This window comes from Paenibacillus pabuli, from assembly GCF_039831995.1.
In the GTDB taxonomy this organism is placed as follows: Bacteria; Bacillota; Bacilli; order Paenibacillales; family Paenibacillaceae; genus Paenibacillus; species Paenibacillus pabuli_C.
Genome location: NZ_JBDOIO010000003.1, coordinates 882,137 through 908,292, shown reverse-complemented (window position 1 = coordinate 908,292; position 26,156 = coordinate 882,137). Strand labels below are relative to the sequence as shown.

The 26,156-nt window shown below is 46.0% G+C and carries 24 protein-coding genes; 19 read left to right on the top strand and 5 right to left on the bottom strand.

What is annotated here, in order from left to right; genetic code table 11:
• Nucleotides 1-85 precede the first annotated feature (85 nt).
• Together ABGV42_RS06200 and ABGV42_RS06195 are read left to right on the top strand one after the other, a co-directional pair.
• Nucleotides 86-1,027 (top strand): tyrosine-type recombinase/integrase, encoded by a 942-nt coding sequence (locus ABGV42_RS06200; protein WP_347380873.1) that lies wholly within the window; start codon nucleotides 86-88, stop codon nucleotides 1,025-1,027.
• An 18-nt stretch (nucleotides 1,028-1,045) separates the two neighbouring features.
• Nucleotides 1,046-2,260: a chromate transporter gene (locus ABGV42_RS06195; protein WP_347380872.1), complete on the top strand. Its 1,215-nt coding sequence runs from the start codon at nucleotides 1,046-1,048 to the stop codon at nucleotides 2,258-2,260.
• 269 nt (nucleotides 2,261-2,529) lie between these two features.
• On the opposite strand, the gene ABGV42_RS06190 is transcribed toward ABGV42_RS06195, so the two are convergent.
• Nucleotides 2,530-3,459 carry an L-lactate dehydrogenase gene (locus ABGV42_RS06190; RefSeq protein WP_347380871.1) on the bottom strand — a complete coding sequence of 310 codons (930 nt, stop codon included), beginning with the start codon at nucleotides 3,457-3,459 and terminating at the stop codon, nucleotides 2,530-2,532.
• 243 nt (nucleotides 3,460-3,702) lie between these two features.
• On the opposite strand from ABGV42_RS06190, the gene ABGV42_RS06185 reads away from it, so the two are divergent.
• From ABGV42_RS06185 to ABGV42_RS06125, 13 genes are all read left to right on the top strand, one after another.
• Nucleotides 3,703-5,055 (top strand): VPS10 domain-containing protein, encoded by a 1,353-nt coding sequence (locus tag ABGV42_RS06185; RefSeq protein ID WP_347380870.1) that lies wholly within the window; start codon nucleotides 3,703-3,705, stop codon nucleotides 5,053-5,055.
• Between the two features lie 129 nt (nucleotides 5,056-5,184).
• Nucleotides 5,185-5,391, top strand: coding sequence for a hypothetical protein (locus ABGV42_RS06180; protein ID WP_347380869.1), 207 nt, complete (start codon nucleotides 5,185-5,187; stop codon nucleotides 5,389-5,391).
• Nucleotides 5,392-5,649: 258 nt separating this feature from the next.
• Entirely contained in the window at nucleotides 5,650-6,042 is a 393-nt protein-coding gene (locus ABGV42_RS06175) for a DUF2500 domain-containing protein (RefSeq protein WP_347380868.1), read from the top strand.
• A 182-nt stretch (nucleotides 6,043-6,224) separates the two neighbouring features.
• Entirely contained in the window at nucleotides 6,225-6,974 is a 750-nt protein-coding gene (locus ABGV42_RS06170) for an SDR family NAD(P)-dependent oxidoreductase (protein ID WP_347380867.1), read from the top strand.
• 204 nt (nucleotides 6,975-7,178) lie between these two features.
• On the top strand, nucleotides 7,179-8,867 hold the full coding sequence (locus ABGV42_RS06165; RefSeq protein WP_347380866.1) for a hypothetical protein: 1,689 nt from the start codon (nucleotides 7,179-7,181) through the stop codon (nucleotides 8,865-8,867).
• Between the two features lie 159 nt (nucleotides 8,868-9,026).
• Entirely contained in the window at nucleotides 9,027-9,449 is a 423-nt protein-coding gene (locus tag ABGV42_RS06160) for a cell wall hydrolase (RefSeq protein WP_095358035.1), read from the top strand.
• Nucleotides 9,450-9,467: 18 nt separating this feature from the next.
• Entirely contained in the window at nucleotides 9,468-9,977 is a 510-nt protein-coding gene (gerQ, locus tag ABGV42_RS06155; protein WP_431523603.1) for a spore coat protein GerQ, read from the top strand.
• Between the two features lie 185 nt (nucleotides 9,978-10,162).
• Entirely contained in the window at nucleotides 10,163-11,740 is a 1,578-nt protein-coding gene (locus tag ABGV42_RS06150) for a sigma-70 family RNA polymerase sigma factor (RefSeq protein WP_347380865.1), read from the top strand.
• Between the two features lie 435 nt (nucleotides 11,741-12,175).
• Nucleotides 12,176-13,492, top strand: a complete 1,317-nt coding sequence (locus ABGV42_RS06145; RefSeq protein WP_347380864.1) for a hemolysin family protein — start codon at nucleotides 12,176-12,178, stop codon at nucleotides 13,490-13,492.
• Between the two features lie 668 nt (nucleotides 13,493-14,160).
• Nucleotides 14,161-14,799 (top strand): sugar O-acetyltransferase, encoded by a 639-nt coding sequence (locus ABGV42_RS06140; protein ID WP_347380863.1) that lies wholly within the window; start codon nucleotides 14,161-14,163, stop codon nucleotides 14,797-14,799.
• A 178-nt stretch (nucleotides 14,800-14,977) separates the two neighbouring features.
• Entirely contained in the window at nucleotides 14,978-15,106 is a 129-nt protein-coding gene (locus ABGV42_RS06135; protein WP_347380862.1) for a hypothetical protein, read from the top strand.
• A 108-nt stretch (nucleotides 15,107-15,214) separates the two neighbouring features.
• On the top strand, nucleotides 15,215-16,693 hold the full coding sequence (locus ABGV42_RS06130; RefSeq protein WP_347380861.1) for an Lsa family ABC-F type ribosomal protection protein: 1,479 nt from the start codon (nucleotides 15,215-15,217) through the stop codon (nucleotides 16,691-16,693).
• A 196-nt stretch (nucleotides 16,694-16,889) separates the two neighbouring features.
• Nucleotides 16,890-17,381 carry a hypothetical protein gene (locus tag ABGV42_RS06125; protein ID WP_347380860.1) on the top strand — a complete coding sequence of 164 codons (492 nt, stop codon included), beginning with the start codon at nucleotides 16,890-16,892 and terminating at the stop codon, nucleotides 17,379-17,381.
• A 1-nt stretch (nucleotide 17,382) separates the two neighbouring features.
• Here ABGV42_RS06125 and ABGV42_RS06120 read toward each other — a convergent pair whose 3' ends face one another.
• The 4 genes from ABGV42_RS06120 to ABGV42_RS06105 form a co-directional block, all read right to left on the bottom strand.
• Complete coding sequence (locus ABGV42_RS06120; protein ID WP_347380859.1) at nucleotides 17,383-18,342, bottom strand: hypothetical protein; 960 nt, start codon at nucleotides 18,340-18,342, stop codon at nucleotides 17,383-17,385.
• Complete coding sequence (locus ABGV42_RS06115) at nucleotides 18,320-18,910, bottom strand: RNA polymerase sigma factor (protein WP_347380858.1); 591 nt, start codon at nucleotides 18,908-18,910, stop codon at nucleotides 18,320-18,322. Before ABGV42_RS06115 ends, ABGV42_RS06120 begins: the two co-directional genes overlap by 23 nt.
• Before the next feature lie 209 nt (nucleotides 18,911-19,119).
• Nucleotides 19,120-20,352, bottom strand: a complete 1,233-nt coding sequence (locus tag ABGV42_RS06110; protein ID WP_347380857.1) for an aminopeptidase — start codon at nucleotides 20,350-20,352, stop codon at nucleotides 19,120-19,122.
• A gap of 82 nt (nucleotides 20,353-20,434) precedes the next feature.
• Entirely contained in the window at nucleotides 20,435-21,670 is a 1,236-nt protein-coding gene (locus tag ABGV42_RS06105; protein WP_347380856.1) for an aminopeptidase, read from the bottom strand.
• A gap of 214 nt (nucleotides 21,671-21,884) precedes the next feature.
• Here ABGV42_RS06105 and ABGV42_RS06100 point away from each other — a divergent pair, with 214 nt between their 5' ends.
• The 4 genes from ABGV42_RS06100 to fumC all read left to right on the top strand — a co-directional run bounded on the left by ABGV42_RS06100 (nucleotide 21,885) and on the right by fumC (nucleotide 25,847).
• A complete protein-coding gene (locus tag ABGV42_RS06100) occupies nucleotides 21,885-22,157 on the top strand; it encodes a hypothetical protein (protein ID WP_221192408.1) in 273 nt (90 codons plus the stop codon).
• Nucleotides 22,158-22,331: 174 nt separating this feature from the next.
• Nucleotides 22,332-23,141, top strand: coding sequence for an MBL fold metallo-hydrolase (locus tag ABGV42_RS06095; protein WP_347380855.1), 810 nt, complete (start codon nucleotides 22,332-22,334; stop codon nucleotides 23,139-23,141).
• A 164-nt stretch (nucleotides 23,142-23,305) separates the two neighbouring features.
• Nucleotides 23,306-24,310 carry an aldose 1-epimerase gene (locus ABGV42_RS06090; RefSeq protein ID WP_347380854.1) on the top strand — a complete coding sequence of 335 codons (1,005 nt, stop codon included), beginning with the start codon at nucleotides 23,306-23,308 and terminating at the stop codon, nucleotides 24,308-24,310.
• A 148-nt stretch (nucleotides 24,311-24,458) separates the two neighbouring features.
• The gene (gene fumC / locus ABGV42_RS06085) at nucleotides 24,459-25,847 is read left to right on the top strand and encodes a class II fumarate hydratase (protein WP_347380853.1); all 1,389 of its coding nucleotides are present in this window, start codon (nucleotides 24,459-24,461) and stop codon (nucleotides 25,845-25,847) included.
• Nucleotides 25,848-26,156: the final 309 nt, after the last annotated feature.

Below are 26,156 nucleotides of genomic sequence, written 5' to 3'. Positions count from 1 at the left end.
AACGAAGTTTAGATTATGAGAATGAAGTGAGCAGCGTTGTCTGGTCTTACTTATACACTAATAACGAATCGTGGTGACGAAACAGATGATGAGCGAGGAAATTCAGGAGCAATACGCTGATGAACTTGAAGCTTTTCATATATGGATGAAAGACGCCGGATACACGGGACACACCGTCAAATCATACACCGGTGACGTTGCCGAATTTCTCGATTCTATTCATGGAAAGTCGCTGGAGCAGGTGAAAAAGCTGCATGTCTTGTCATTTCTGTCGCGTGCCCGCGAACGGGGAGTTAGTGATGCTACGAGAAACCGCAAACATGCAGCGGTAAATTGCTTTTTTAAGTCACTGATTGAATTAGAAGTGTTAACGAATAATCCGGCAGCAGGGATCAAAAAGTCCAAAACCGAGAAAAACCGAGCCCCAGTCTTTCTGGATGAGAGCGGTCTGGAGCGATTTTTGCAATCGGTAGAGGGAAAATATCGCAAGCGTAATCTCGCGATCTTTTTGTTAATGGGCTATATGGGACTGCGGGTTGGTGAAGTCCACGCGCTTAACTGCAAAGATTATAATGTAGAGCGGCGCACGCTGGATGTCTTCGGTAAAGGCCGTAAATGGCGCACACTTCCTGTTCCGGAGATGGTTGCGGAGCTGTTATCCTTGGCTGTTGAAGAGCGTTTGTCTCCATGGCGGGCCAAGGAAGAAGCGTTGTTTGTTTCGCAAAAAGGGAAGCGATTATCCATTCGCAGTATCCAGCTCATATCCACAGAAACCTTCGAACGTTTCCAGCAGGAGTCTCCGACTCATCAGCGTTTGCACTATTCGAGCCACAAGCTTCGACACTCGTTTGCAACCATGATGCTGCGGCGTGGCGCTGACCTGCGTACCGTCCAGGAACTGCTCGGTCACGCATCGATTCAAACCACAACTGTATATACGCACGTCACCAGCCGGGAGAAGGAAGAAGCGATGGCTCTGCTGGACGTCAAACTTCCAGAGTTCGTAGGTGTCACAACCACCTCATGATTAGGAGAGATGTGAGAAATGGGAGGGAACAAAGACACACCGAGGATGGACGGGCCACAAGGGAAAATAGCATCTCTATGGGAATTGCTCCTGGTGTCAAGTAAACTTGGATTGACTTCCTTTGGAGGACCTACTGCACATTTGGGTTATTTTCACAATGAATACGTACGCAAGCGCCAATGGATGGATGAGCGGAGTTATGCGGATCTTGTGGCGCTGTGTCAGTTTCTTCCTGGTCCGGCAAGTAGTCAGGTTGGGATTGGAATCGGTGTAATTCGTGCAGGTATTATTGGAGGCCTGATCGCCTGGATCGGGTTTACACTTCCTTCAGTGATTGCTTTGGTGTTGTTTGCTTTCCTATTGAAGGATTATGATATAAGTAATTCCGGATGGCTAAACGGTTTGAAGATTGTAGCTGTTACGATTGTCGCTCAAGCGATTCTGGGAATGGGTCAAAAATTAACGCCTGATAAAATGAGGGTTACGCTCGCTGTGTTGACTGCTACAATTGCTTTATTATGGACTGCTGTATACAGTCAAATCGTTCTTATCTTATCAGCAGGATTGATTGGTTTATGGTTGTATAGGAAATCAGCTGCCCTGCAAGTTCCTGATTTTGTTGTCCCGATAAGTCGAACAGTCGCCGTAATGTGCTTAACTACCTTTTTTGGTCTGTTCCTAGCACTACCGATATTGCGACAAGTTACAGGGATTGAGTGGTTATCCTTATTCGATTCCATGTACAGATCCGGTTCACTGGTCTTTGGTGGAGGGCACGTCGTTTTGCCACTTCTGGAGCAGGAACTGGTACCCAGGGGGTTATTGAGTAAAGAAGATTTTCTGGCTGGATATGGGGCAACGCAGGCAGTACCAGGACCATTGTTCACTTTTGCTGCTTATCTCGGAGCAATCACAATGGGATTATCAGGGGCGATTATTGCGACGGTAGCCATTTTTTTGCCTGCTTTTTTGCTCATCATCGGTACGCTCCCTTTTTGGAGCTCCCTCCGCAAAAATCAGCATATGCAAGCGGCACTGGCTGGAATCAATGCTGCGGTCGTTGGTATTCTTCTGGCAGCTCTCTATCAGCCGTTATGGACGACAGCCGTTAAGTCGCCTGCTGATTTTTCGTTGGTATGCATTCTCTTTATCATGCTTGTTTTCTGGAAGTGTCCGCCATGGTTCATTGTCATTGCCGGAATTATAGGTGGTATGGTGTTTGAACTAATTTAGAAACAACTAATGAATCCGTAGATTCATTAGTTGTTTTTTTTGTTATTCGATGATTTGAAAGAAGTGATTCTGGTTTAGTGGAAGGATACAATGAATATATAAAATAAAAAATTATTAAATAGAATAATAAAACATAATAAATATTATGTAAATAAAAGCGGTCATCGGACTACTTCCAGGCAGATACTATTTAATACATACGAAAGGACCATCCGAATCAGCATTATACATGATCAAGATGGTCCTTTGGTTATATTAAAATAATGACATTATTCCAATCCGGCAATCTGTTCCTTTAATTTGTTTGCTGAAGCCTGGAAAGCGACTTTCTCTGTCTCGTTCAGTGGAAGCGGCAATATCTCACGCACACCATTGCGATCGACTACACAAGGAACACCCAGATAAACATCCGATACGCCATTGTAATCTTCCAGCAATGTGGAAACGTTCAGTACGGAACCTTCGTTACCCAAAATGGCTGCTACAATGCGATCCAAAGCAAGCGCGATTGCATAGGAAGTGGCTCCTTTGGCATTAATAATCTCATAAGCTGCATTTTTGGTACGATCAAAAATGTCCTGCTGCGTTGCCTCATCCAGTTCGAGATCGGTTCCTGCCACGTTAGCAAGGCTCCATACCGGTACTTCGGAATCACCGTGTTCCCCGATAATGTGCGCATGAATGCTGCGAGGATCAATGCCTTTGTTTTTACCAATCAGGTAGCGAAAGCGCGCGCTGTCCAGCAGGGTACCGGACCCAATTACTCGTGAAGCAGGCCAGCCGCTCTGTTTCCAGGACGTATATGACAATATGTCTACAGGATTGGTGGCTATGAGCAAAATACCGTGAGAATTCACTTCGGTAATCCGTTCAATGATATCTTTGAAAATGCTTGCATTTTTCTTCAGCAGATCAATGCGGGTTTCACCAGGCTTCTGGGAAGCTCCGGCTGTAATGATAATGATGTCTGCGTCTTTGCAGTCCGAGTAGTCACCAGCCCATACTTTGACGCCTCCGGTAAATGGTAGCCCGTGGTTCATATCCAGCATTTCGCCTGTAGCCTTATCATGATTCACATCCACAAATACCAACTCGGATGAGCGCTGTCTTAACATCAGCGTATATCCCGTTGTTGTTCCCACCGCGCCCATGCCAATAATGACTACGCGACTTGGTTTAAGCAATGCACTGTTTACCATGTTCATATCCTCTCCTTTTTGGGGTAGACTTCCATCCATATTAAGGTATAAATGTTTGAAAAGGAAGCGATGTCTATAAACTTTTTCACTTTAGTTGTCTGTTTAAGGAAGATTGAGTCGAAAGTACGGCATGGGTATCCAACCATGGAACGAGTACATGTTTCGGCTTACCTCCCGATACCCTATTACCCAAGATGAGCCTTTTCGACATGGTTTGTGGTAGAATGGGAGAAGTGGATTCGAATGAATCGTAAAAATGTATACCGATTGGACAGGCATGCGCGCCTGCTATTGGATGAGAGAGGTGAACTCCACTTGCGTTTGCAATGGACCAAAATCGCGCAGACAGCATTGCTGTCTATAGGAATAGCTGCTCTACTGGCTGCCTGCACCGACTCAGGTCAGACCCCGGTGGCAGAACCGCCCCAAGAGCAGGAAGAGATCGTAAATACCGGACAGACGTTAACGGTTGTTCCTCCGGAGAACAGTACGCAGACTGCTGCAGATACGGCGGAATACCAGATCCAGACACGTCTGACCGACTTCCAGCTGCTTAATGACAATGGAGGATTGGCATGGGGTGTTACGAGAAACGCACTGCGTTTGTATTACACTCAGGATCAGGGCGTAACCTGGACGAATATTTCACCTTCGGAGAATGTACAATTTCCGGCCAACCCGCAGTATGGGCAGAGCATTTATTTTGTAGATCGTACTCATGGATGGATTGTTCGTGAAGGAATGGGTGGAACCGACACGATGGTCTTACGCACGAATAACGGGGGAGTAAGCTGGAGCTTGTCCTCCTTGTCCAAGACAGACAAAGTCACAGCCATCTCCTTTGTATCTCCAGAGAAAGGCTGGATTCTGACTACGGTGGATACTTCGATCGGGAAACAGGATAAAAAGCTGTATGTCACCGAGGATGGGGGGATCACCTGGAAGGAGATGTCGTCCAGTGATGAGGATGATAAGCCGGCTTCGACGGAGATTCCGACACGCGGATATACAACTGGCCTGACTTTTTCAGATCCGAAACACGGCTTCTTGACAGCTCTTGAATTTGGAACTCCGAAACTGTATGTTACCACGGATGGCGGAGAAAACTGGAAGACTGGGCCTACATTTTTTGACCGGGATGACTTCAATGGATGTGGCAATTTCAACATTGGTTCACCTCAGTTTTTTGGACGAGAAGCGAAGGGAGCTTGGATGCCTTTATCCTGCTCCAGCGGGGATTATACCAAGTTCCACGGATTCTTCACAGATGACGGCGGTAAGAGTTGGACGTTATCGACATTCGGCCTGAACAAGCAGAAGGGGATCAATCGTAACCTGACTCCCGCTTTCATGAATGCTTCAGAAGGCTGGGTCGTTCAGTCTGGGACAACTTACCAGACCAAGGATTCGGGAAAAAGCTGGAAGGCACTGCCGGGCAGTAAAGTTTTGGACGGTATCCTGGAGGATTATCCGGAGATCGTGAAGCTGCAGATGGTTTCCTCCAAACTGGGCTGGATTCTGGTAGAGAATACGGATACCAAGAGGTCTCTGCTTCTGCAAACCATAGATGGCGGAATTCATTGGAAAGTGCTGTAGATACAAAGGAATATAGATGTTCTAAGAAGGAAACCGGCGGGTTTCTTTTCTTTTTACATACTTTGTGAAATAAATCACAAAAACAAATATTAAATGATGTTATATTGAATTCAAGAAGAGATGGGAGTGATGAAGATGAGAACCAATGAACAAACTCAATTCACGCAGGCGGACGAATTAACAAGATACATGCTTCAATTATGCTACAATTGCGATGATGCCAATCGTTGCACAACCGAAGAAGAAGTGCGGGCCTGCATGGCTCAATACGTGCAGCCAGAAGAACCGGAGGGCGCGGAAGCAACCCGCGGTTTCATGAATTTGATGTACGCCTAACAAGAGGTGCCAATCAAATAACCATACAGAACTGAAATCCTATTGAGTAACGTAATGCCCCCAACTGGGGGCTTTTTATTGCAGAAAACATCAAATTCATGATGTTATAAAATTAAAGAGGTCGTTCGCGCGATTCATGTCTATCGTTCCTTACAATTTGAATCCCGATAACAAGTTCCATAATACTCGCGCATATATATTTACTGGAGACGGGTCAAGACTCTGGCTGTCCTAGGTGTAAGAACGGAGGGGAGAGACATGGGCATTGAATCATCCTGGATGTTTGATTTTTTCGGAACCGTCTTTCCGGTCGTGTTTGTTCTGATTATAGGCATTGTGCTTCTGTCCATGGGGAAAGAAGTATGGAGATGGGGGCGTAACAACGCCGAGCCTCTGCTTACCGTACCTTCGCGGATAACGGGCAGAAGAATGCAGATCAGTCAGTCGCAAGCTGAACCAGGCAGTTCAGCCCGTACACTGTATTACATTACCTTTGAAGTAGAGAGCGGAGATCGGCTCGAATTCAAGGTGAACGGAGAAGAGTACGGACTGTGCTCCGAGGGAGATGAAGGCCGTCTTTCTTTCAAGGGAACGCGGTATATAGGCTTCGAGCGCTACAACCGCCTGTATTCAGAAGGTGTACGCGGATAATCCGGCTGGCTTGCGCCATTGTGGCGTAAGCTTTTTTTAATATTCTTTTTCTTGGACAAGCGTTTCTTAATGGTGGTATCGTGTTTTTATATAAGGAGAGAGTCTTTATAACAATAAGGTTTCTTGATTCGACATATTTCATATGCGCTGACAGAAGCATGTTAATAGAGGAGGAGTTCATTATGTCATTTACAGATCAAGTCGTTGTTGTTACGGGAGCGGCTCAGGGGATCGGACGCAGTGTAGCCGAAGCGTATGCGGTTGCTGGAGCCAAAGTTGTACTAGCCGATTATCAGGAGGCGGAAGGTGCAGCTGCTGCAGCTTCGATTCGCAATGAAGGCGGAGAAGCCATCTTCGTACAGTGTGATGTTCGCAAGGAGCAGGATATTACGAATTTGATCCGTACAACCATCGAAGAATTTAAACAAATCAACATCCTGGTGAACAATGCCGGCGTAGCCAGGTGGAAGTCTCCCTATGAGCTGACCTTGGAGGAATGGGACGATGTGCTCAATACGAATGTAAGAAGCTGCTTTCTCGCAAGCCGTGAAGCGGCCAAACATATGAAACAAAATGAACATGGAGGCTCTATAGTCAATATGGCATCGACACGTGCGTTTATGTCTGAACCTGAGACAGAGGCCTATGCAGCGTCAAAAGGAGCCATTGTGGCCCTGACACATGCGATGGCAGTCTCACTTGGCAAGGACGGCATTCGGGTCAATTGTATCAGTCCGGGATGGATTGAGACAGGCAATGTGGACGAATTGAAGCCGGAAGATCATGAGCAGCATCCTGCAGGACGTGTAGGCATCCCTTCGGATATCTCCCGAGCATGTTTATATTTGTCGGATCCAAGCAATACCTTTGTCACAGGGACCAACCTGATGATTGATGGAGGTATGACGCGAAAAATGATATATGAGGACTAGAACCGGGATTCCCTCGGTCTGTTGTACAAATTGAATGCCATAGAAGCCGTAAGCCCAAGTTAAGCACTTGGGCTTATTTGAAATTTAGAAGTCGGTTGCTATAATGAATGAGATTTTACAACAGAACAGGAATGGAGGGAGTATATGTTCGGGAATTCATCCCGGAAGATCATTGGCCTATTACTGCTGATTGGAGGGATCATAATGACAGGATTTGCTTCGCCTGTGGAGGCAGGTACCGACATACGGGCAGCCTGGGTATGGCAGGCCAAGTCTGTCCAAGATGGTGGAGGAAACGAGCTGCTGGCTAACGCAGCTAAACATAAGATTAACAGACTCTATGTGAACGTGGATATGAATTTATCCAATGAAGTATATCGCACGTTTATCTCCAAAGCCAGCGAGGTAGGTATTGCTGTTGAAGCCCTTGGAGGGGACCCGTCGTGGGCCGTTCAGGGCCGTGAAGCACCGATGCTCCGTTTGGCTGCATGGGTTGCAGAATATAATAGGGGAGCTGCTGCGGAAGAACAGTTTGACGCCATCCATCTGGATATCAAACCCTACGTTCTGCCAGCATGGCAAGAAGATTCAGAGCCACTGGTTCAGTCCTGGGTTGCCAATATGGAATTGTTGCTCGAACAGGTCGAGGCAAATGGTACAATCAACATTAATGTTGATCTGCCTTTTTGGCTGGATTCTTATACGGTTGCTGGTACAAAAACGACAGATGATACGGTTAACCCGCCGTTATCACGCTGGTTCATGGAACAATTCAATCATGTTACTTTACTAGCCTACCGCGATAATGCACAAGGGAATAACGGAATTATACAACTGATTGAACAGGAAATGAATTGGGCCGATGCCAGCGGTGCGTCAGTCACCGTTGGCGTGAATACGAAGCCGATGCCTGGTGAAGAGTTTACGACTTTTGCCGGAAAGGGAGCAGCACAACTGGAGAGTGTCATGACAGAGGTTGCGGAATCATTACGCAATCACGCTTCATATGCAGGCTCTGCCGTGCATGATATCGTGTACTGGGGACAGCTTGAACCGGAAGAACAGCCTGCGCCGGAGAAGCCAACCCTTCAGCCTGAGATTCGTGGAACCTACATCTGGGAGGCTTCCCAGGTAACGAATGATGGCGGCCAACATATTCTTGATTTTGCCACGGCGCAGAATATTAACTTTTTGTATGTCCGGCTTGATCTGGATCAGCCCTATTCAAGTTATCGCAGTTTTGTTAAACGAGCCCAGGCACAAGGGATCGAAATTCATGCCATGGGCGGCCATCCCATCTGGGGAAGATCTGAAAACAGACCACGGATCGAGCGCCTGATCAATTATGTGAAAAATTATAATGCCGAAGTTGAACCGGAAGAACGGTTCAAGGGCATTCACCTGGATATTGAGCCCTACACACTGCCGGAATGGAATTCCGATCGGGATGCACTTTTGACAGAGTGGGCTGCCAATATCGCCTTTTTCCAGGAAGAAACGAAGAAGGACAGCAGTTTGGAGACCAGTGCCGATCTGGCTGTATGGCTGGATAGCTTCCCTTTGCCAGGACAGGACATGTCTGTCAGTGAGTTTATGATCCGCACATTGGACCATGTCTCTCTCATGGCTTTCCGTAACACGGCTGAAGGGTCCAATGGCATTGCAGCAGTAGTCAAACAGGAGATGGAGATTGCCGAACGTTTGGGCAAGCCGCTGCTGATTTCCGTAGAAATGAAAGAGAACCACGAAGGCGCCCATATTTCATTTTACGATGCGGGTGCTGCCGAGATGGAACGTCAGCTTGCGAAGCTGCCTGATCTACTGAAGGAATATGAAGCGTACCAAGGTAACATGGTACATGCTTACGATTACTGGATTAATGCCAAGCCTTAATTAGGCTGGTTATATAGGAAATGTTTTGTCTCGGGACTTCACATGGGGTGAGGTTCCGAGTTTTTTTGTGAAAAAAAAGACGGAATCGTGTCACCGAATAGGCTCCTGCACAATACGATGTACGGTGATGAAGAGCTGAAGCAAGGGAGGAAACAGAACATGGCTGTTATTAAAGCCAACTCGGAAGACGTCAGACTGCTGGCAAGGCTGATGAGGGCAGAGGCTGAAGGTGACGGCGTACAGGGCATGCTGCTTGTAGGTAATGTAGGTGTGAACCGGGTACTGGTGGACTGTCTGGATTTTGGGGATATTCGTGACATTAACCGCATGGTATTCCAGAATCCCGGTGGGTTCGAATCGACTCAAAAAGGCTACTTCTATCAGCGGGCAAGACAATCCGAAATTCGTTTGGCACAACGTGTAATTAATGGAGAACGGATCTGGCCGGCCAGCAATGCCCTGTGGTTTTTCAGACCTGTGGGTGACTGTCCTGCAACCTGGTATAACCAGCAAAATACGGGCCGTTTCAAAGCACACTGTTTCTTCAGTCCGACAGGTGAAGATTGTCCGGAAGTTTACTAAATTTTGGGAGGAATTACAATGATTAATCAACCATATCAACCAACAACACAGGCACTGGGTCAACAAGCCAACTCGCAAGTTCAAGGAACATCCTATAAAATCGGTAACGGCATGCCTTCGATGTCGCCAACACCTGGCATGGTTTCTCCAAGCATGGTGTCACCGAGTTCCACAAGCGTGCCACCGCTTGTATCCAGCGGAAGCCCAATGACACCAACAGGTGGAGTCGTGACTACGACTGCTCCGCAGTTTGAACAATCATACATCGAAAACATTCTGCGTCTGAATCTCGGTAAATTTGGTACGTTCTACATGACATACGAAGGTAACAAAGAATGGAATGCACGCATTTTCCAAGGAGTCATTGAAGCTGCAGGACGTGATCATATCATTATCAGCGATCCGAAAACAGGAAGACGTATTATGCTGTTAATGGTTAACTTTGATTATGCTACGTTTGATGAGCCATTGTTGTACCAATATCCGGGCGTCATTGGAAACTTCCCTCAAGCTCCAAGCAGATTCTAATTCGTAAGGTAGCGGGGTCATACTTTCATATAAATACAAATCAGGCTGTCCCGCATGTGGAATCGCATCCACAAGCGGGACCGTTTTTTTAGTTATAATAGAGATTGTAGTAACCTTTACTCGCAATCATGGCACTTATACATATACAGGCTGAGCACGACGCTTACAGAGAGGAGTTTACATCATTGAATGAGTGGATTGAGGGAGCCATCCGGGGCGAACCTGAGGCTTATGAGCAGCTAATGAAACAGTTCCGCGGAATGGCGCTTGCTGTAGCCTATCACAAACTGGAGGATGCTTTCTGGGCTGAAGATATCGTACAGGAGGCGTTCACGGAAGCATTTGCTAATCTGTCGAAGCTGGAGAATGCGGAAGCCTTCCCAGGATGGTTCAAAGTGATCGTTGAAAGGCAGTGCTATCGTTGGTTAAGGCGCAAACAGCACAGCACTTCCCCTGTACAGGATTTACTGTACAATGTGGATTCGAGCGATGAGGGAGATAATCCCGAACAACTTGTTTTGCAAAAGGAAAGGTATCGCATTCTTCGCGATTCGATATCCAGTCTGCCGTCATCCATGCGGCATGTGGTGGACATGTTCTATTTTCAGGGATATTCGCTGAAGGAAATATCTGATTTCCTCAGCGTGTCTGTTCCAGCACTGAAGAAAAGGCTGTTCGATGCCAGGGCGAAGCTCAGGCGTACATTACCGGTTGCGGACGTTATTACCGTATTTAATGAACTTTATGAAGGGGGCAAAGGCATGCTGCATATTACGAATGGAGACCATGCCGCAGATCGTTTGCGGCGCAGCGGGATCGAAGGAGAGGTTATCGTCTGGCGAGAACTTTACACATTTGGTCCTGTAGCCAAAGATATGGGGAACGAGATGGAGAGAAGCAAGCGCGCAGCCTATCTGGAACAGCAGCTAGGAATTCCCCAGACAGAATATCTGCAAATCGCGGAGCTGGAGCGAAAGCTGCATGCGTTCCATCAGTACAAGGAGATTGTACTTTGGTTTGAATATGATCTCTATGATCAGGCGATGTTATCCTTTCTGTTGCATTATTTTAATGGTCAATCGCTTGGGGATACCAAGCTGAATCTATTATGTATCGATGCTTATCCGGAAATCGAGGTCTTTCGGGGACTGGGCCAGCTTACACCCGGACAAATCGGACGTTTGTCAGGCACCTGGCATGTGATGGGAGCTGAGGAGATTCAAGCGGGAAGTCAGTTCTGGCAAGCATACACCTCTTCCGATATTCAGGATCACATGGATTATTTACAACAAAACGGTACGGTTCTCCCATTTGCGCATGCTGCCTTCGAGGCTCACTTGTCCCGTCTGCCTTCACAATCGAATGGTCTGACTTCAATTGAACAAGCGACATTGGAAGCTGTGAATCAAGGTGTCGACCATCCATATTCGCTTTTTAAACATGTGAGTGAGCGGCTCCATGTTTTGGGGATGGGTGATTTGGAATATTGGGCACATCTAAGAAGAATGACCAAGGAGCCCTATCCTTTATTACTACTTAGCGGAGTAGAGACGTTTCCTGATTTTACACAGCACAATGAAAACTTCCGTAATGCCGTATTGTCTCTGACCGATCTCGGTATCCAGGTATTGTCTGAGGAAGCGGATTGGGCAGAATTACGAAGAGACGAAATGTGGATTGGAGGTTTGTGGAACGCACAAGGTGAAAAACCGCATTGGCGTTGGGATCGGACGTCTCATTTCCCTGTCGAAATGAGCACATAACGTCCTTAACTTAGCGCAGAACCATCAAAGAGTATTCCCCAAATTTGGATATCAACGGGGAATACTCTTTTTCGTTTCGCATTTTTGCTTGCATTCGCTTCAGACATCACCACCTCCTATAAGATAAAAAATCAATAACCCGCTTGAGAATTATTCAGCTACTCAGTTAGCAAATGTAAATAAGACGGCGCATTCGCTACCTTTGTAAAGTATTTAGCTGGTTAGCATCATTTCGTTGTCATAGGACACGGATTGACTGTGTAGTTTAGAGTTATATAATAAAAGAAGCATATCCTTTTTATTCGACACAATCCAGAAGGAGGTGGAAGCATTGGGAAGTTGAACCTGCATATGAGCGGCAGAATGGCTAATATCCTACATTTTCGAAGGAGGTGGACCTATTTGCCGAAGAATGACGGCGAATAGGATGACAATTTGAGTGACCCCTTACCGAGTATATTAAATTTATTTTTAATTGCTTTGCTTGTACTGATGAACGGTTTTTTTGTCTCGGCAGAATTCGCGATGGTAAAAGTTCGCGGCAGCCGAATTGAGGCTTTGGTGGAAGCAGGCAACAAAAGAGCCATCTATGCTTCCAATATTGTACGTAACCTGGATGCCTATCTGTCTGCGTGCCAATTGGGCATAACGCTGGCTTCACTGGGACTCGGCTGGCTCGGAGAGCCTGCCATTGCACATTTGCTTGAGCCCATGTTTACCGCGTTTGGACTCGGCCCGGTATATGTACACGGAATTTCAATTGTGATTGCATTTGTTATTATTACGATTTTGCATATTGTACTCGGGGAACTTGCTCCCAAGACGATGGCAATCCGCAAATCGGAGACGGTCACGTTATGGTCTGCGGTACTGCTTACGTTCTTTTACAAATTGATGTATCCCTTTATCTGGGCTTTGAATGGTATGGCGAACAGCCTGCTGAGATTGTTTCGAATGGCACCTGCTTCGGAGCATGACTCGGCACATAGTGAAGATGAAATACGCATTCTGATGAAAGAAAGCAATAAGAGCGGTTTAATTGACAATACTGAATTGGCGCTTGTTGATAATATATTTGATTTTACGGCAACATCCGCCCGTGAAATTATGATTCCGCGGACGGAAATGATCTGTCTGAATGCCAATCAGTCCATGCTTGAAAATCTGGAAATCGCCAGTGAAAGCATGCGAACCCGCTATCCAGTCTATAACGGTGACAAGGATCACATTATCGGCTTTATTCACATCAAGGATCTGATGCGGTCTCAGCTCACAGACACTATTTCTGTAATCCGACCTATTCTTGCCGTACCGGAATCGACGCCGATCAGTGATCTGCTGAAGCGTATGCAGCGCAGCAAGACACAGATTGCCATTCTGATTGATGAGTACGGAGGAACTTCAGGAATGGTAACGCTGGAGGATATTATGGAAGAGATCGTTGGCGAGATCCAGGATGAGTTTGATCAGGAGCGTCCTGCCATTGAGAAAGTGGATGAAATGGAATACTCCATTGATGGCATGATGCTGATTGAAGAAGTCAGTGAGCGATTCGAACTGGACATGGATCGGAGCGACTATGATACGATTGGTGGCTGGCTGTACTCCAGAGTGGAGACGATCCCGCCTGAAGTCGGTCAATCCGTGGAATATGGAGGATATGTATTCGTCATTCAGGAGACGGAGCATAAGCGGATTTCACGGGTAAATGTAATTAAGCTGGAAATGTTAGTGGAGGAAGAAGGGGCTTGAACCAAGCCGCTTATTCGAATAATTTCAATAAAGCAGTCTAGAGATGTGAATCATTTCTAGGCTGCTTTTTTATGCTTTTCACGTTTCTCAATTATGGATGAGGCGCATGGATTACGAGATTGGCATAACGGGATTCGGTGACGAAAGCGCTCTGAATGCCAATCCGTTTAAAAGTGACGTAAACTTGCTCCCCTGTAGCAAGATCATACTGGGAAGATTGAAGCCATGGAGAACTTTGCTTCTAACGGACTTGACAAGAAATAAGGAAATCCGCATATTTAACATAGATACTTTATAAAGTTAATTTATTAATAAAGGGATAATTACATCAAGAGAGGAGTTACCATGATGGCAACCTCGTTTCACAACGTAATCTATCTGACTTTAATAAGTCTATGGCTTCCGGAGCTATTTAGCGCTGAAACAGTCAATCGTTTACTCCTCCAATCTCAGAAAGTGGGGAGGTGAGAAGATGGCATATATTATATTAGCCGCGATCATCTGGGCTGGAGCTTATGCTTGTTTAACTATCTCGAAACAGTCTATTGAAGTGGAGTCGATTCGCTCATTTGATGATTTGTTTGAGTGAAGTTGTAGGGGTTCAGATAAATAATTTGACATGGAACCAGTTTCATGAAAAAAACGTCAATTGAATGGGAGTTGAAAACATGACTGAGGAAGAACGGATATTGAATGGGATTTTATTCAGTCCCAGCCATCCGGAACTAAAGGCCATTAAACTTCGTTCGCATAACTTAAGCCATCAATACAGCCAGATGTTCGAGGATCAGGCAGAGGAACGTGAGGCGATTCTGACGCAGATCCTCGGTCGCAAAGGGGAGTCCTGCTTCATTCAAGGTCCTGTGTTCTTTCATTATGGGGTACACACAGAGATTGGTAATCATTTTTTTGCGAACTATAACTTAACTGTGCAGGACGATGCCAAGGTGACCATTGGAGACCATACCAGTTTTGGACCTAATGTAACTATTGTTACTCCCATTCACCCGTTTATCGCCTCCGAACGCCGGCAAATGCTTGATCAGAACGGTGATTCGAAGTCTCTATGTTACGCCAAACCCGTAACGATTGGAAACGATGTATGGCTATCCGCTAATGTAACCGTATGCGGAGGAGTTACCATCGGAGATCGCTGTGTAATCGGTGCCGGTAGTGTGGTGACCCAGGACATTCCGGCAGACTCCTTCGCAGCAGGTGTCCCCTGTAGAGTCATTCGCCAAATTACGGAGGCAGACAGTATGCGTTATAAACCGGAAGTTCTGGCGGATTGCCGTGTGATCGAATAGAAATTCATTATTAAGGGAGCCAGTGCTTGTCCTGATCCGGATAAGAACTGGCTCCCTTTGCTGACCATGGCTTCTTCTGGGAACCCCGAACCATCATCCTTGACCCACGAATCCTTTCCATGTTAAGTTTTTTGTATCTGAAATTTGAAACCAAACGATTTTAAAGGGGGATAGAGTTATGACTGAATTAGAGGTTGTAGATGTTTATGTGAACCTGTCACTGGATATGAACGTTGGCATGGTTCACCAAATCATGAATCGGAATTCGGAGCTTTATCCATTTACGCATCGATTTACCTCGCGTTAAGCTTCGAGTGCTTGGATTAATCCAAGATCGGATAAAATAAGGGAATCATGTCATGGTCATAACCTCATTTATTTAGCATCTGAATATAAATGAAAAGGATGATCCCTTATGTCAATTATAAACGTATCAAACCTGACTTTTGCCTATGATGGCAGCTACGATAATATTTTCGAAAATGTGAGTTTTCAATTGGACTCCGACTGGAAATTAGGATTTACCGGAAGAAACGGGAGAGGGAAAACGACTTTCCTTAACCTCTTGCTTGGTAAATATGAATACAGTGGTACCATCTCGGCTAATGTTGATTTTGAGTACTTTCCTTTCCCTGTTGAAAATAAAGACTCGATGACTCTTGATGTGATTAGTGATGTATATCCAGACTATCAGCATTGGGAACTGGTGCGGGAGCTTAACCTTCTTAAGGTTTCCGAAGATGTTTTGTATCGACCATTTGATTCCCTATCCAATGGAGAGCAAACGAAAGTCATGCTGGCTGCCTTGTTCATGAAGGAAAATCAATTTCTGCTCATTGATGAGCCTACCAATCATCTTGACATGCATGCGAGAAAGCTCGTCAGTAGTTACCTAAGCAGAAAAAGTGGTTTTATCCTGGTTTCGCACGATAGATCCTTCCTGGATCACAGCGTAGACCATATCCTTTCGATTAACAAAACGAACATCGAAATTCAAAAAGGCAACTTTTCCGCCTGGTGGGAGAACAAGAAGAGACAAGATCAGTATGAACTTGCAAGCAATGAGAAGCTAAAAAAGGACATCAAACGTTTATCTGACTCAGCCAAACGGACTGGTGGGTGGTCACATGAAGTTGAAAAGTCCAAAAACGGTACTCGAAACTCCGGCTCAAAGGTGGATAAAGGTTACATTGGCCATAAGGCTGCCAAAATGATGAAACGTTCCAAAAACATTGAACAACGGCAGCAATCTGCCATTCAGGAAAAGTCCAAACTCCTCAAAAATATTGAAAGTGCAGAACGGCTGCAGATTCATCAGTTGGATTTTCACAAAAATGAAATTGTTCAATTGGAAAATGTGTCGATTGCATATGGCTCAAATACAGTTTGTAAAGATATTAATTTTACGGTTGAAAGAGGAGACCGTATCGCTCTTTACGGTAAAAATGGTTCTGGTAAATCAAGCATTCTTAAATTGATTTGCGGCGAGGATATTGCTTATACAGGTCATCTTCGCAAGGATCCTCAGGTTAAAATATCGTATGTGTCACAAGATACATCTGGTCTTGCTGGAAGCTTATCAGAGTATGCGATTACAAAGGGTATTGATGAGAGCCTCTTCAAATCGATATTGCGGAAACTGGATTTCTCAAGACTGCAGCTGGATAAGGATATTTCAACGTTTAGTGCCGGACAAAAAAAGAAAGTACTGATTGCGAAAAGCCTCAGTGAGGAAGCACATTTGCATGTTTGGGATGAACCGCTCAACTTTGTTGATGTCATTTCCCGCATGCAGATTGAAGACTTGCTGCTTGAGCACTCGCCAACCCTTCTTTTTGTGGAACATGACAGTGAATTTTGCTCGAATATTGCCACGAGTATTATTGAGTTATGAATAGAGCAGATGTGACACTTTAAAGGCTATACGACATGGAAAATATTTAGGTTTCACTCCCGCTACAGATTCAACAGTAAGAAGACGCTACCGACACGAAGGTCGGAGCGTCTTTTTTTATTTTTGAAACCTATGAGCCACTCCGTCCGTTTATACCTTACACCAAATCAAATAGGACATTGGAGGAGGAATGAATATGTTGAAAATGAGGCTGTCATCCATTCTGAAAATTACCCTTGTTGCTGCATTATCGGTGCCTGGAATCTTATCCATCCCCGTAAGCAGCACAGCCGCAGCTAGTCCAAACATCGTATCTGGTGCACTCACCGCACCGCCGCCGCCGGAGGAGCCAAGTTTTCACTCGCTAGCAGCACTGAAGTATATATATCAGGCTGCAGGAACCGTTTCACCAGGAGGTGGGCTGACAGCAAACGTAAATACATCAACAACCACCTACAAGGAAATGAAATCCCTTCAGGTTGAATACCGGCTGGAACGCTGGACGGGCTCAAATTGGGTGACGTATCGGTCAGGTACCAAAAGTAAAACACAAACACAATCCCTGACGGCACAGTCGACCTGGACGGTGATCACAGGTTATTACTACCGGGTCGTTAGCACACATACTGCCAATGACGGAACGAATTCTGAGAATACAATCCATATTTCAAATAATGTATTATTTTGATTCATTGTCTCGTGCTGCCAGGGAATTTTTGTTCCTGCAGGTCATTGGCAATGGCGATCATTTCTTCCTGCGTGACCGTTCCAAACAAGCTCATGTTGACCGAACCCATCATCCACTGAAAGGTATTATAGGGCGGGCCGATGGATACAAAAGCATCACTACCGTCAGCTAATTTGACTACACTGGTTTCACGAAGCATGGTTCCTTCGATGACCTGCCCAGGCTTAACATAGTAATAGTCAAATTGAATAATTTCTTCTTCACCATTGACGCTCTCACCCGTGTAGCGGACTCTCATACGATCGGATTTATAATAGTCATCTGAATCAATCGGAATTTCAGGATTCACGATCAGTTCAAATTTTACCTCTTTAAAACGCTCGGGTATAGCTCTCGACAACAAAAAGTCACCATTGAATCCCGAGCGGGCGATTTCTTCCGTTACGACTATATCATCAAATAAAATGTCTTTCTCCACGGGTTGTTTTCGCAACGCCTCGGCCTCCTCGCCAGTTGCAATTATAGGAGCTTCGTTAATTCCGGGTTCAGGCGGTGGGAGTGTTTTGGCGGTAGAAGGATCTGCGCCGAGCTTTGTGGTGCGATCTTCAATAACGATGGATTTCATACCATTGCCCCAATCCTTGATGGACTGAACAAAAGGGGACACGGCCTGCGTTCCGGATGGCAGACTGAAAATGACGCCACCGATCGTTAGGGAGGCAGCTACCACAACGGACAATTTCAAAGTGCGCATTCTTTTCTTTCTAACGGCTATCCGGGTAATTTCCTTCTGAACACGGAGCCAGGATTGTTGCATCTGCTGGGAGTCGGGAGCGGGGGGAGCAGAGACAGCCTGATGGAAAGCTTCATCAAACGCCAGATCAAAGGCGGCATCAAAATACTCTTCTTCTTGCTCTGTATTAAAGTGCTCAATATGTCTATCTGACTTGCCTTTGCTCAATGGTCCCACCCCATTCCTTATGTAATTGCTTCTTGATACTGCCTCGGGCCCTGAACAAACGTTGTTTCACAATTTCTTCCGAAGTTTCAAGCAGCTCAGCCATTTCCCGATAGGACAGACCTTCTTTCCAGCGCAGCTCTATTAATACCCGGTATTCCGGTTTAAGTTGCTCTAGATAGAACTCAATAGATTCCTGCATCATTTGCGTCTCCACGGTGCTCTCTACGGAAGCTGCTGTCTGATTGATCGTCTCCATATCTATAAAAACACTATCCGTATCCAGTTGGTTACGGTTATTTTTATTTTTTCTCAGATAATTAATGGCGGTATTCCGGGTGACGACCTTGAGCCAGGCTTTCAGTTTGACTTCGTTCTCGAAGGAAGGTTTGTTTTTAATAATTTTAATGAATGCTTCCTGGATAATGTCTTCTGCTGCAGCACGTTCCTTGATGATATAAACGATGAGGCCATGAACCATATTATAGTATTCGTAATACACTTCTTCCTGAAGTGTGGGGCTCAAATTATGGAAATCTGAGGCCAAGAGTAATTGGAGCCGATTGGCCATGATGTTCTCCTTTCTGGTGAACAATCCACAAACATTGGTATCATTTCATTTTACAACATTATATGGAAACGATACAATGGGAGGTTGCACAGGCAGCGGTAGAAAGGTTTACTCAGATCGCAAAAAGACTGCCCGCCAAACCACTCATTTGGGTTTAGCAAAGCAGTCCAAGAACAAACAATATGGAATGTTATGGAGTTAGAAAATGCTTAAAATGCCCAATCCCCATTCAGGAAAACGGCTTCCCGTTCTCCGCTTGCTGTAATCCCGTAAATGTTCGTTTCCGGAGAACCCATCATGAAATCTACATGCGTGATGCTGGAGTTCATGCCACGAGCAGCAAGTTCTTCGGACGACATGGTTTTACCGCCTTCGATATTGAACGCATAGGAACTGCCGATCGCCAGATGACATGAAGCATTCTCATCATACAACGTGGTGTAATATAGAATGCCGCTCTCGGAAATCGGAGAATGGAAGGGCACAAGCGCAACTTCGCCGAGATAGTGGGATCCCTCATCCATGCTGATTAATCTTTCCAGCGTATCTTGGCCCTCTTCCGCATGAAAATCGACGATACGGCCATTCTCAAAGGTGAGAGAGAAGCGATCAATGATACTGCCGCCATAACTAAGCGGTTTGGTGCTGGACACTTTACCGTTGACGCCATGTTTGCTGGGAGCCGTGAACACTTCCTCTGTCGGAATATTGGCGACGAAGCGAGTCCCTTGTTCGTTCACGCTGCCCGCTTGAGCCCATATATGACCTTCAGGAAGTTCGACCGTCAGATCTGTTCCAGGGGAGATAAAATGCAATGCTTTATACTTTTTGCTGTTTAGGGCAACCGCTTTATGTTCTAACCGATCAATATGTTGTTCCCAAGCTTCAACAGGATCATCCAAATCTGCTCTGACGGCGGCAAAAATGGCTTCCCAAAGCTGTTTTATCTGCTCCGTGGCAGGTAGGTCGGGGAACACTTTTGCTGCCCAGTCCGGGGAAGGGCAGGCTACACCTGTCCAGCTCATTTTGTCAGCCTGCTGATACTGTCTGTATTTGGCCATGGCTTGTCCGTATGTACGCTGGTGAGTCGAGATTCGTTCAGGATCAATCCCTTTGAGCAGATCCGGACTTGAAGAGAGTACGGTCAAAAAGGCAGCATTATTCGCTGCCAGCTCTTCAAGCTCCGCAGCATGCCACTTCGGCTGCTCCTGAAAGGATTCCAGCGGAGCCATTTGAAACCTGAGCCGATTGACGGTTTCATCGCCGTATTTTACGATAACTTGTTTGGCACCGGCTTCGTAGGCTTTACGAACGAGCAGTCGTACAAATTCAGCCGTATCAATCATAGCGCTGATGACCAGGATTTGACCGGGTTGAACGTTGGCCCCCACCTTGACAGCAAGCTCGGCATAACGGTCCAATTTTTGTTCAAAACTTAACATGGTCGTGACCTCCATATCTATCAATTTACCTGCTTACGCAGGAAAAGAGAGGAGAAATCTCCTCTCTTCATGTAGCGAAAAATTAAAATGCCCAGTTGCCTTGCAAGAAGATCGGTTCTTCTTTTCCTTCAGAAGTGACACCGTGAATGTTCATGTCTGCAGACCCAACCATGAAATCCACATGGGTAAGGCTCGAGTTCAAACCATTATCGATCAATTCTTGCTTCGACATCGTTTTACCGCCTTCCAGACAGAACGCATAGGCATTACCGATTGCCAAGTGGTTGGATGCATTCTCATCGAAGAGGGTGTTATAGAACAGAATGTTCGTATCGGAAATCGGTGATTTATGGGGAACAAGAGCTACCTCACCAAGATAGTGCGCACCTTCATCCATTTCGATCAGGTTTTGCAGGGCATCATGTCCCTGTTCAGCAGTGAAATCAACAATGCGGCCATTCTCGAACGTAAGAGAGAAACCATCGATCAGATTACCTCCGTAGCTCAGTGGCTTGGTGCTGCGCACAGTGCCGTTAACACCTGTTTTCAGTGGAGCTGTAAATACTTCCTCCGTTGGCATGTTGGCGATGAAGACATGACCCTGTTCATTCACGCTGCCACCGGAAACCCAGATGTGTCCTTCAGGAAGCTCGATGGTCAGATCTGTCCCAGGGGCAGTATAGTGCAGTTTTTTATATTTTTTCGTATTGAGCAGATCGGCACGGGAATCCAGGTTTTGCAAATGTGTTTTCCATTCGGAAACGGCATCCTGCTCTCCAATGCGAACGGTTTTGAAAATAACATCCCACAGCTTATCCATTTGCTGCTCCGCAGGCAGATCCGGGAATACTTTGGCAGCCCATTCCGGCGAAGGCACTGCAACGATGGACCAGCTGAATTTATCAGCCATCTGATAAGCACGATATTTCTCCAGTGCTTTACCGCGCACTTTTTGGCTGGTCACGATACGTTCTTGAGCCACACCATTCAGGAGATCAGGGTTCTCCGCGATGACATGAAGGATGGCCGCACCTTCTTCAACGAGTTCAGTCATTTCGCCCGCAAACCATTTTGGTTCGATCGAGAATGCCTCATCCGGTGCGAGATCATAGTGAAGACGTGTTACGGTTTCATCACTCCAGTTTACTTTGACCAGCTTGGCACCCGTTTCATAGGCAGCCTTCACGATCTTGCGTACAAAATGTGCTGCAGTGATTGGTGCATTTACAACGAGTGTTTGTCCAGGATGGACGTTTACTCCCACTTTGACAGCTAGTTCCGCGTACTGCTGTAGATGAAGCTCAAAATTATTATTCATGCTATATTCTCCTCCTGTATATAAGGTTTTCGTAGCTCGTTCACTGGAACACGAAGCCCTCATTTCATGTATGTAAGGATACTCCCGAGGGCCTTCATTTGAATATGGTATACGTTGCTACGTTATATATTGTACAATTAACCAATAATAATTACCAAACTAGGTTTACCATAATTGTTGTAGACCTGTTACAGATGAGAGATTAAAGGAGTGTATGTTGGTGAATATCGAAATTATTCGTGCCGAGATGCGTCGGGAAGACGAGAAATCCTATATTGGAACAACCGTTTTTCGTGCAGAAGGGGAAAAGTCCATTTATGAGGTAACGTTCATGAGCAAAAACGGAAAAGACTGGGATTACAGCCTCCATTTCACGGAGCAATCCGGTGATGAAGAAGAACTTCTTCGGATGGACGAGCTGCTCGAAAACGACGATGATGTATACGACAAGCTGCTTGACGCGGCTTTGGATGCCTTCCCTGCATAATCAGAACAGAGGTAGTTGTTCTATTATGTGAATAAACAGACTATACTAGACGGTGTGTGCCCAAACGGGTATGCATCGTCTATTTTTATGAGATGAGGGAATAGATATGCCAAAAAGGGGCAGTCTATGGATGGCAAACAGAGGGACAATCGCCTGAATGGGAGGTAACCGTGGATGACATCTGACAATCTGATCACAGCAGGAATGACGGGGCTTGAAGAAGTCGCGCACGATATCCTCAGTCTGCGTACATTATTTGTTAATGTAGTATTCATCGGTGAACCGGGAAGCAGGAACTGGATTCTAGTGGATACCGGTATGGCGGGATTTACGGATCATATCGTGCGGATCGCAGCAGAACGGTTTCAGGGACCGCCGTCCGCCATCATATTGACACACGGTCATTTCGACCATGTGGGTACTGTGATTGAGCTTGAACAGTTCTGGGGTGTGCCTGTCTTCGCTCATTCACTAGAATTGCCTTATTTAACAGGCTTAAAAGATTATCCACCAGCTGATCCCTCCGTAGGTGGCGGGCTGATGGCGAGATTGTCTTTTGCCTATCCCAATGAAGCAATCAACCTGGATGATCGGATTTTTAGCCTGCCGGGAGATCATACGGTACCTGGAATGCCTGGCTGGCAATGGATCCACACTCCAGGGCATACACCGGGTCATGTGTCGCTCATTCGCGAGGAGGACCGTTTTCTGATTGCAGGTGATGCCATCATTTCGGTTAAACAGGAATCGCTATGGAGTGTGCTGCTGCAGGATGAACAGATGCATGGCCCGCCTGCATACTTTACGACAGACTGGGACGAGGCACATCGATCCGTTCATGTGATCAGGAACTTGGAGCCACGAGTAGTGGTCACGGGGCATGGGCATTCACTGACAGGTGATTTTTTGCGTGATTCGCTTGAGCAGCTTGATCTGGATTTTGAACAGGATGCTGTGCCGGATCACGGCAAATATGTCGATTAAACGAAATGGAATTGTCATACAGAGGACAGCCGCGGGCAGCGCAGCTGTCTTTTTTGTCGTCAGATGATGAGAATGTTCTATATCACAGATTGGTATTTTGTGCCCAGTCATGATATATTCGAGCCGTATAATATAACCCTAGTATGCAGGAGGTACATATAACAATGACACAGCAGAATTCAGCGTATGAGGAGCAATTTGGCGGAATTCCGGCGGTATGGCTTCGCTTTAATCAATTTGAGGCGGCTATCATTCCAAGCGTGGGTGCCAATCTGGTTGCGTTTCGTGATACTGAACGCGGTCATCGCTATCTTCGTGAACCGGATTTGAATAATATGGATGCGTTCAAGGCTGCCCCGGCCGTATATGGCATTCCCGTTTTGTCTCCACCGAATCGGTATGAGGATGGCCGTTTTCCTTGGAATGGCGAGATCTATCAATTACCTGTAAATGAACCTGCTACGGGTAATCATTTGCACGGATTTTTGCACGAGGCGGATTGGAAGGTAGAGGGATACGGAACGACTGAACTGGAGAGTTATATCCTGCTCAGCCAAGAAATTAAAGAAGGACACCTTTTCCATCAATATTTGCCTTTCACGTTTACGGTAACCCTTCGATACTCTCTTGACAGCACCGGACTCCAGCAGCAGCTGAAGGTTCGCAATAACGGCAAAGAGCGCATGCCGAATTTGTTTGCGTTCCATACAGCCATTAATGTCGCCTTTGTACCAGACAGTGATGTATCGGACTACACCACCAAAATCACTATTGGTCAGCGTCGTGAACTGAACGAACGTTCTTTGCCTACCGGCCAATTTCAACCGCTTTCACCGAATGAGGAGAAGTTAAAGGCAGAGGGTGTCAGCCCATTCTTCGAATCCATGGATAATCACTATACAGCGGAACCACAGAATGGTCGAAATTACATGGAGCTCACGAACCAACGTACAGGGGATAAGTTCGTTTATGATGTTGGAGCTTCGTACAAACACTGGATGATCTGGAACAACAACACCGAAGGCGGATTCTTCTGTCCTGAACCCCAGATGAACCTGGTTAATGCTCCGAATGTGCAAGGTCTACCTGCCGAAGAAATCGGATTAATTGGACTTGAGCCTGGTGAGATCTTTGAACAAGCCAGTCGTTTGTATCCAATCTACTCGTAATCTCGTGAATCCATAATCGATGCATGTTTTGAGGTGCGCTTACAATTTTGTCGAAAAGGTGAAAACCTGAAGGACAATCATGTATAATATGACGAGATAACTAAACTTTCGAGAGACTTAAATCATCTTTTTGGAGGAGGAAAATCAAGTGGAATACCGCATTGAAAGAGATACGCTCGGAGAGATGAAAGTACCAGCAGACAGGTTGTGGGGGGCCCAGACGCAGCGCAGCAAGGAAAACTTCCCGATTGGTCGCGAGCATATGCCGATGGAAGTCATCCGTGCACTTGCCATTTTGAAAAAGAGTGCGGCAGCGAGCAACCATAAACTTGGCAAGCTGTCTGCCGCCAAATCGGATGCGATTGCTTATGCAGCGGACGAGATCATCGCCGGACGGATCGACGATCATTTCCCGCTCGTAGTATGGCAGACCGGAAGCGGCACGCAATCCAATATGAACGTGAATGAAGTCATCGCTAATTTGGGTAACCAGCTTCTTGAGCAGAAGGGCAAGGAAGAACGTTTGCACCCGAATGACGATGTAAACATGTCTCAGAGTTCGAATGATACGTTCCCGACTGCTCTGCACGTTGCAGGTGTGCTTGCTGTCGAAGACCAGCTCTTGCCGGCGATTGCTGTACTCAAATCTACCTTTGCAGACAAGTCCCAAGCCTTCAAGGATATTATCAAAATTGGACGTACCCATCTGCAGGATGCTACCCCAATTACATTGGGACAGGAAATCAGCGGCTGGGAAGCCATGCTGGACAAGAGTGAGCGCATGATTCGCGACAGTGTTCAGTATATGAAGGAACTGGCGATTGGTGGTACGGCAGTGGGAACGGGAATCAATGCTCATCCTGACTTTGGCGATTATACAGCCAAGGAGATCGGCAAACATACAGGTAAGGATTTTGTATCGGCACCGAACAAATTTCATGCACTGACAAGTCATGATGAGGTCGTTTACGCTCATGGCGCTGTTAAAGCGCTTGCAGCTGATCTGATGAAGATTGCAAATGACGTTCGCTGGCTTGCAAGTGGTCCGCGCAGTGGTCTCGGAGAGATCCGTATTCCAGAGAACGAACCGGGCAGTTCCATCATGCCAGGTAAAGTGAATCCAACCCAGAGTGAAGCGCTGACGATGGTGGTGACACAAGTGATGGGGAACGATGCGGCGATCGGATTCGCAGCAAGTCAGGGTAACTTTGAACTAAATGTATTCAAACCGGTCATTATTTATAATTTCCTGCAATCTGTACAACTGCTTGCGGACTCCATCATTGCCTTTAATGATAAATGTGCAGTGGGGATTGAGCCTAATCTGGGTCAAATTGAACATAACCTGAACAACTCGCTTATGTTGGTTACTGCTCTTAATCCGCACATCGGTTACGAGAATGCAGCCAAAATTGCGAAGCTGGCCCATAAGGAAGGATTGTCGCTGAAAGAGGCTGCTCTGCAGACAGGACTGCTTACCGAAGAGCAGTTTGATCAGTATGTGGATCCAGCGAAGATGATTGCTCCAAAAGCTTAAGCTTTTTATAGTTAAAAACGCTAGTGCCAGAAACGACCTGCATATGCAGGTCGTTTTTTTGAGATAAGATTGTGTACTAAACCTTCAGCCTGTAATCTGAATTTGATACAGCTTTCAACTTCAGAACATTCAGACCGGCCGAATTAGATTGAAATTGCGTATAACCCCCAGAATGACAGCTTTCAAATATGCCAATTCAAAATATGCGGTGAATGGATATAATACTTGTCAGACTTCATGTATCCATATAAACTACATATGCAGATCTAAATTTTTGTGCGGTGAATTGTTGATTTTATTGGAGGTTTC

What these genes read in the sequence shown, in the direction of transcription:
- ABGV42_RS06125 (WP_347380860.1), top strand. Translation starts at nt 16,890, where the DNA reads ATGTTGAAAATGAGGCTGTCATCCATTCTGAAAATTACCCTTGTTGCT.
- ABGV42_RS06140 (WP_347380863.1), top strand. Translation starts at nt 14,161, where the DNA reads ATGACTGAGGAAGAACGGATATTGAATGGGATTTTATTCAGTCCCAGC.
- ABGV42_RS06105 (WP_347380856.1), bottom strand. Translation starts at nt 21,670, where the DNA reads ATGAATAATAATTTTGAGCTTCATCTACAGCAGTACGCGGAACTAGCT.
- ABGV42_RS06190 (WP_347380871.1), bottom strand. Translation starts at nt 3,459, where the DNA reads ATGGTAAACAGTGCATTGCTTAAACCAAGTCGCGTAGTCATTATTGGC.
- ABGV42_RS06185 (WP_347380870.1), top strand. Translation starts at nt 3,703, where the DNA reads ATGAATCGTAAAAATGTATACCGATTGGACAGGCATGCGCGCCTGCTA.
- ABGV42_RS06110 (WP_347380857.1), bottom strand. Translation starts at nt 20,352, where the DNA reads ATGTTAAGTTTTGAACAAAAATTGGACCGTTATGCCGAGCTTGCTGTC.
- ABGV42_RS06165 (WP_347380866.1), top strand. Translation starts at nt 7,179, where the DNA reads ATGACAGGATTTGCTTCGCCTGTGGAGGCAGGTACCGACATACGGGCA.
- ABGV42_RS06115 (WP_347380858.1), bottom strand. Translation starts at nt 18,910, where the DNA reads ATGGCCAATCGGCTCCAATTACTCTTGGCCTCAGATTTCCATAATTTG.
- ABGV42_RS06195 (WP_347380872.1), top strand. Translation starts at nt 1,046, where the DNA reads ATGGGAGGGAACAAAGACACACCGAGGATGGACGGGCCACAAGGGAAA.
- ABGV42_RS06090 (WP_347380854.1), top strand. Translation starts at nt 23,306, where the DNA reads ATGACACAGCAGAATTCAGCGTATGAGGAGCAATTTGGCGGAATTCCG.
- ABGV42_RS06180 (WP_347380869.1), top strand. Translation starts at nt 5,185, where the DNA reads ATGAAGATGAGAACCAATGAACAAACTCAATTCACGCAGGCGGACGAA.
- ABGV42_RS06160 (WP_095358035.1), top strand. Translation starts at nt 9,027, where the DNA reads ATGGCTGTTATTAAAGCCAACTCGGAAGACGTCAGACTGCTGGCAAGG.
- ABGV42_RS06130 (WP_347380861.1), top strand. Translation starts at nt 15,215, where the DNA reads ATGTCAATTATAAACGTATCAAACCTGACTTTTGCCTATGATGGCAGC.
- gerQ (WP_431523603.1), top strand. Translation starts at nt 9,468, where the DNA reads ATGATTAATCAACCATATCAACCAACAACACAGGCACTGGGTCAACAA.
- ABGV42_RS06175 (WP_347380868.1), top strand. Translation starts at nt 5,650, where the DNA reads ATGGGCATTGAATCATCCTGGATGTTTGATTTTTTCGGAACCGTCTTT.
- ABGV42_RS06170 (WP_347380867.1), top strand. Translation starts at nt 6,225, where the DNA reads ATGTCATTTACAGATCAAGTCGTTGTTGTTACGGGAGCGGCTCAGGGG.
- ABGV42_RS06135 (WP_347380862.1), top strand. Translation starts at nt 14,978, where the DNA reads ATGACTGAATTAGAGGTTGTAGATGTTTATGTGAACCTGTCACTGGAT.
- ABGV42_RS06100 (WP_221192408.1), top strand. Translation starts at nt 21,885, where the DNA reads ATGTTGGTGAATATCGAAATTATTCGTGCCGAGATGCGTCGGGAAGAC.
- ABGV42_RS06095 (WP_347380855.1), top strand. Translation starts at nt 22,332, where the DNA reads ATGACATCTGACAATCTGATCACAGCAGGAATGACGGGGCTTGAAGAA.
- ABGV42_RS06200 (WP_347380873.1), top strand. Translation starts at nt 86, where the DNA reads ATGATGAGCGAGGAAATTCAGGAGCAATACGCTGATGAACTTGAAGCT.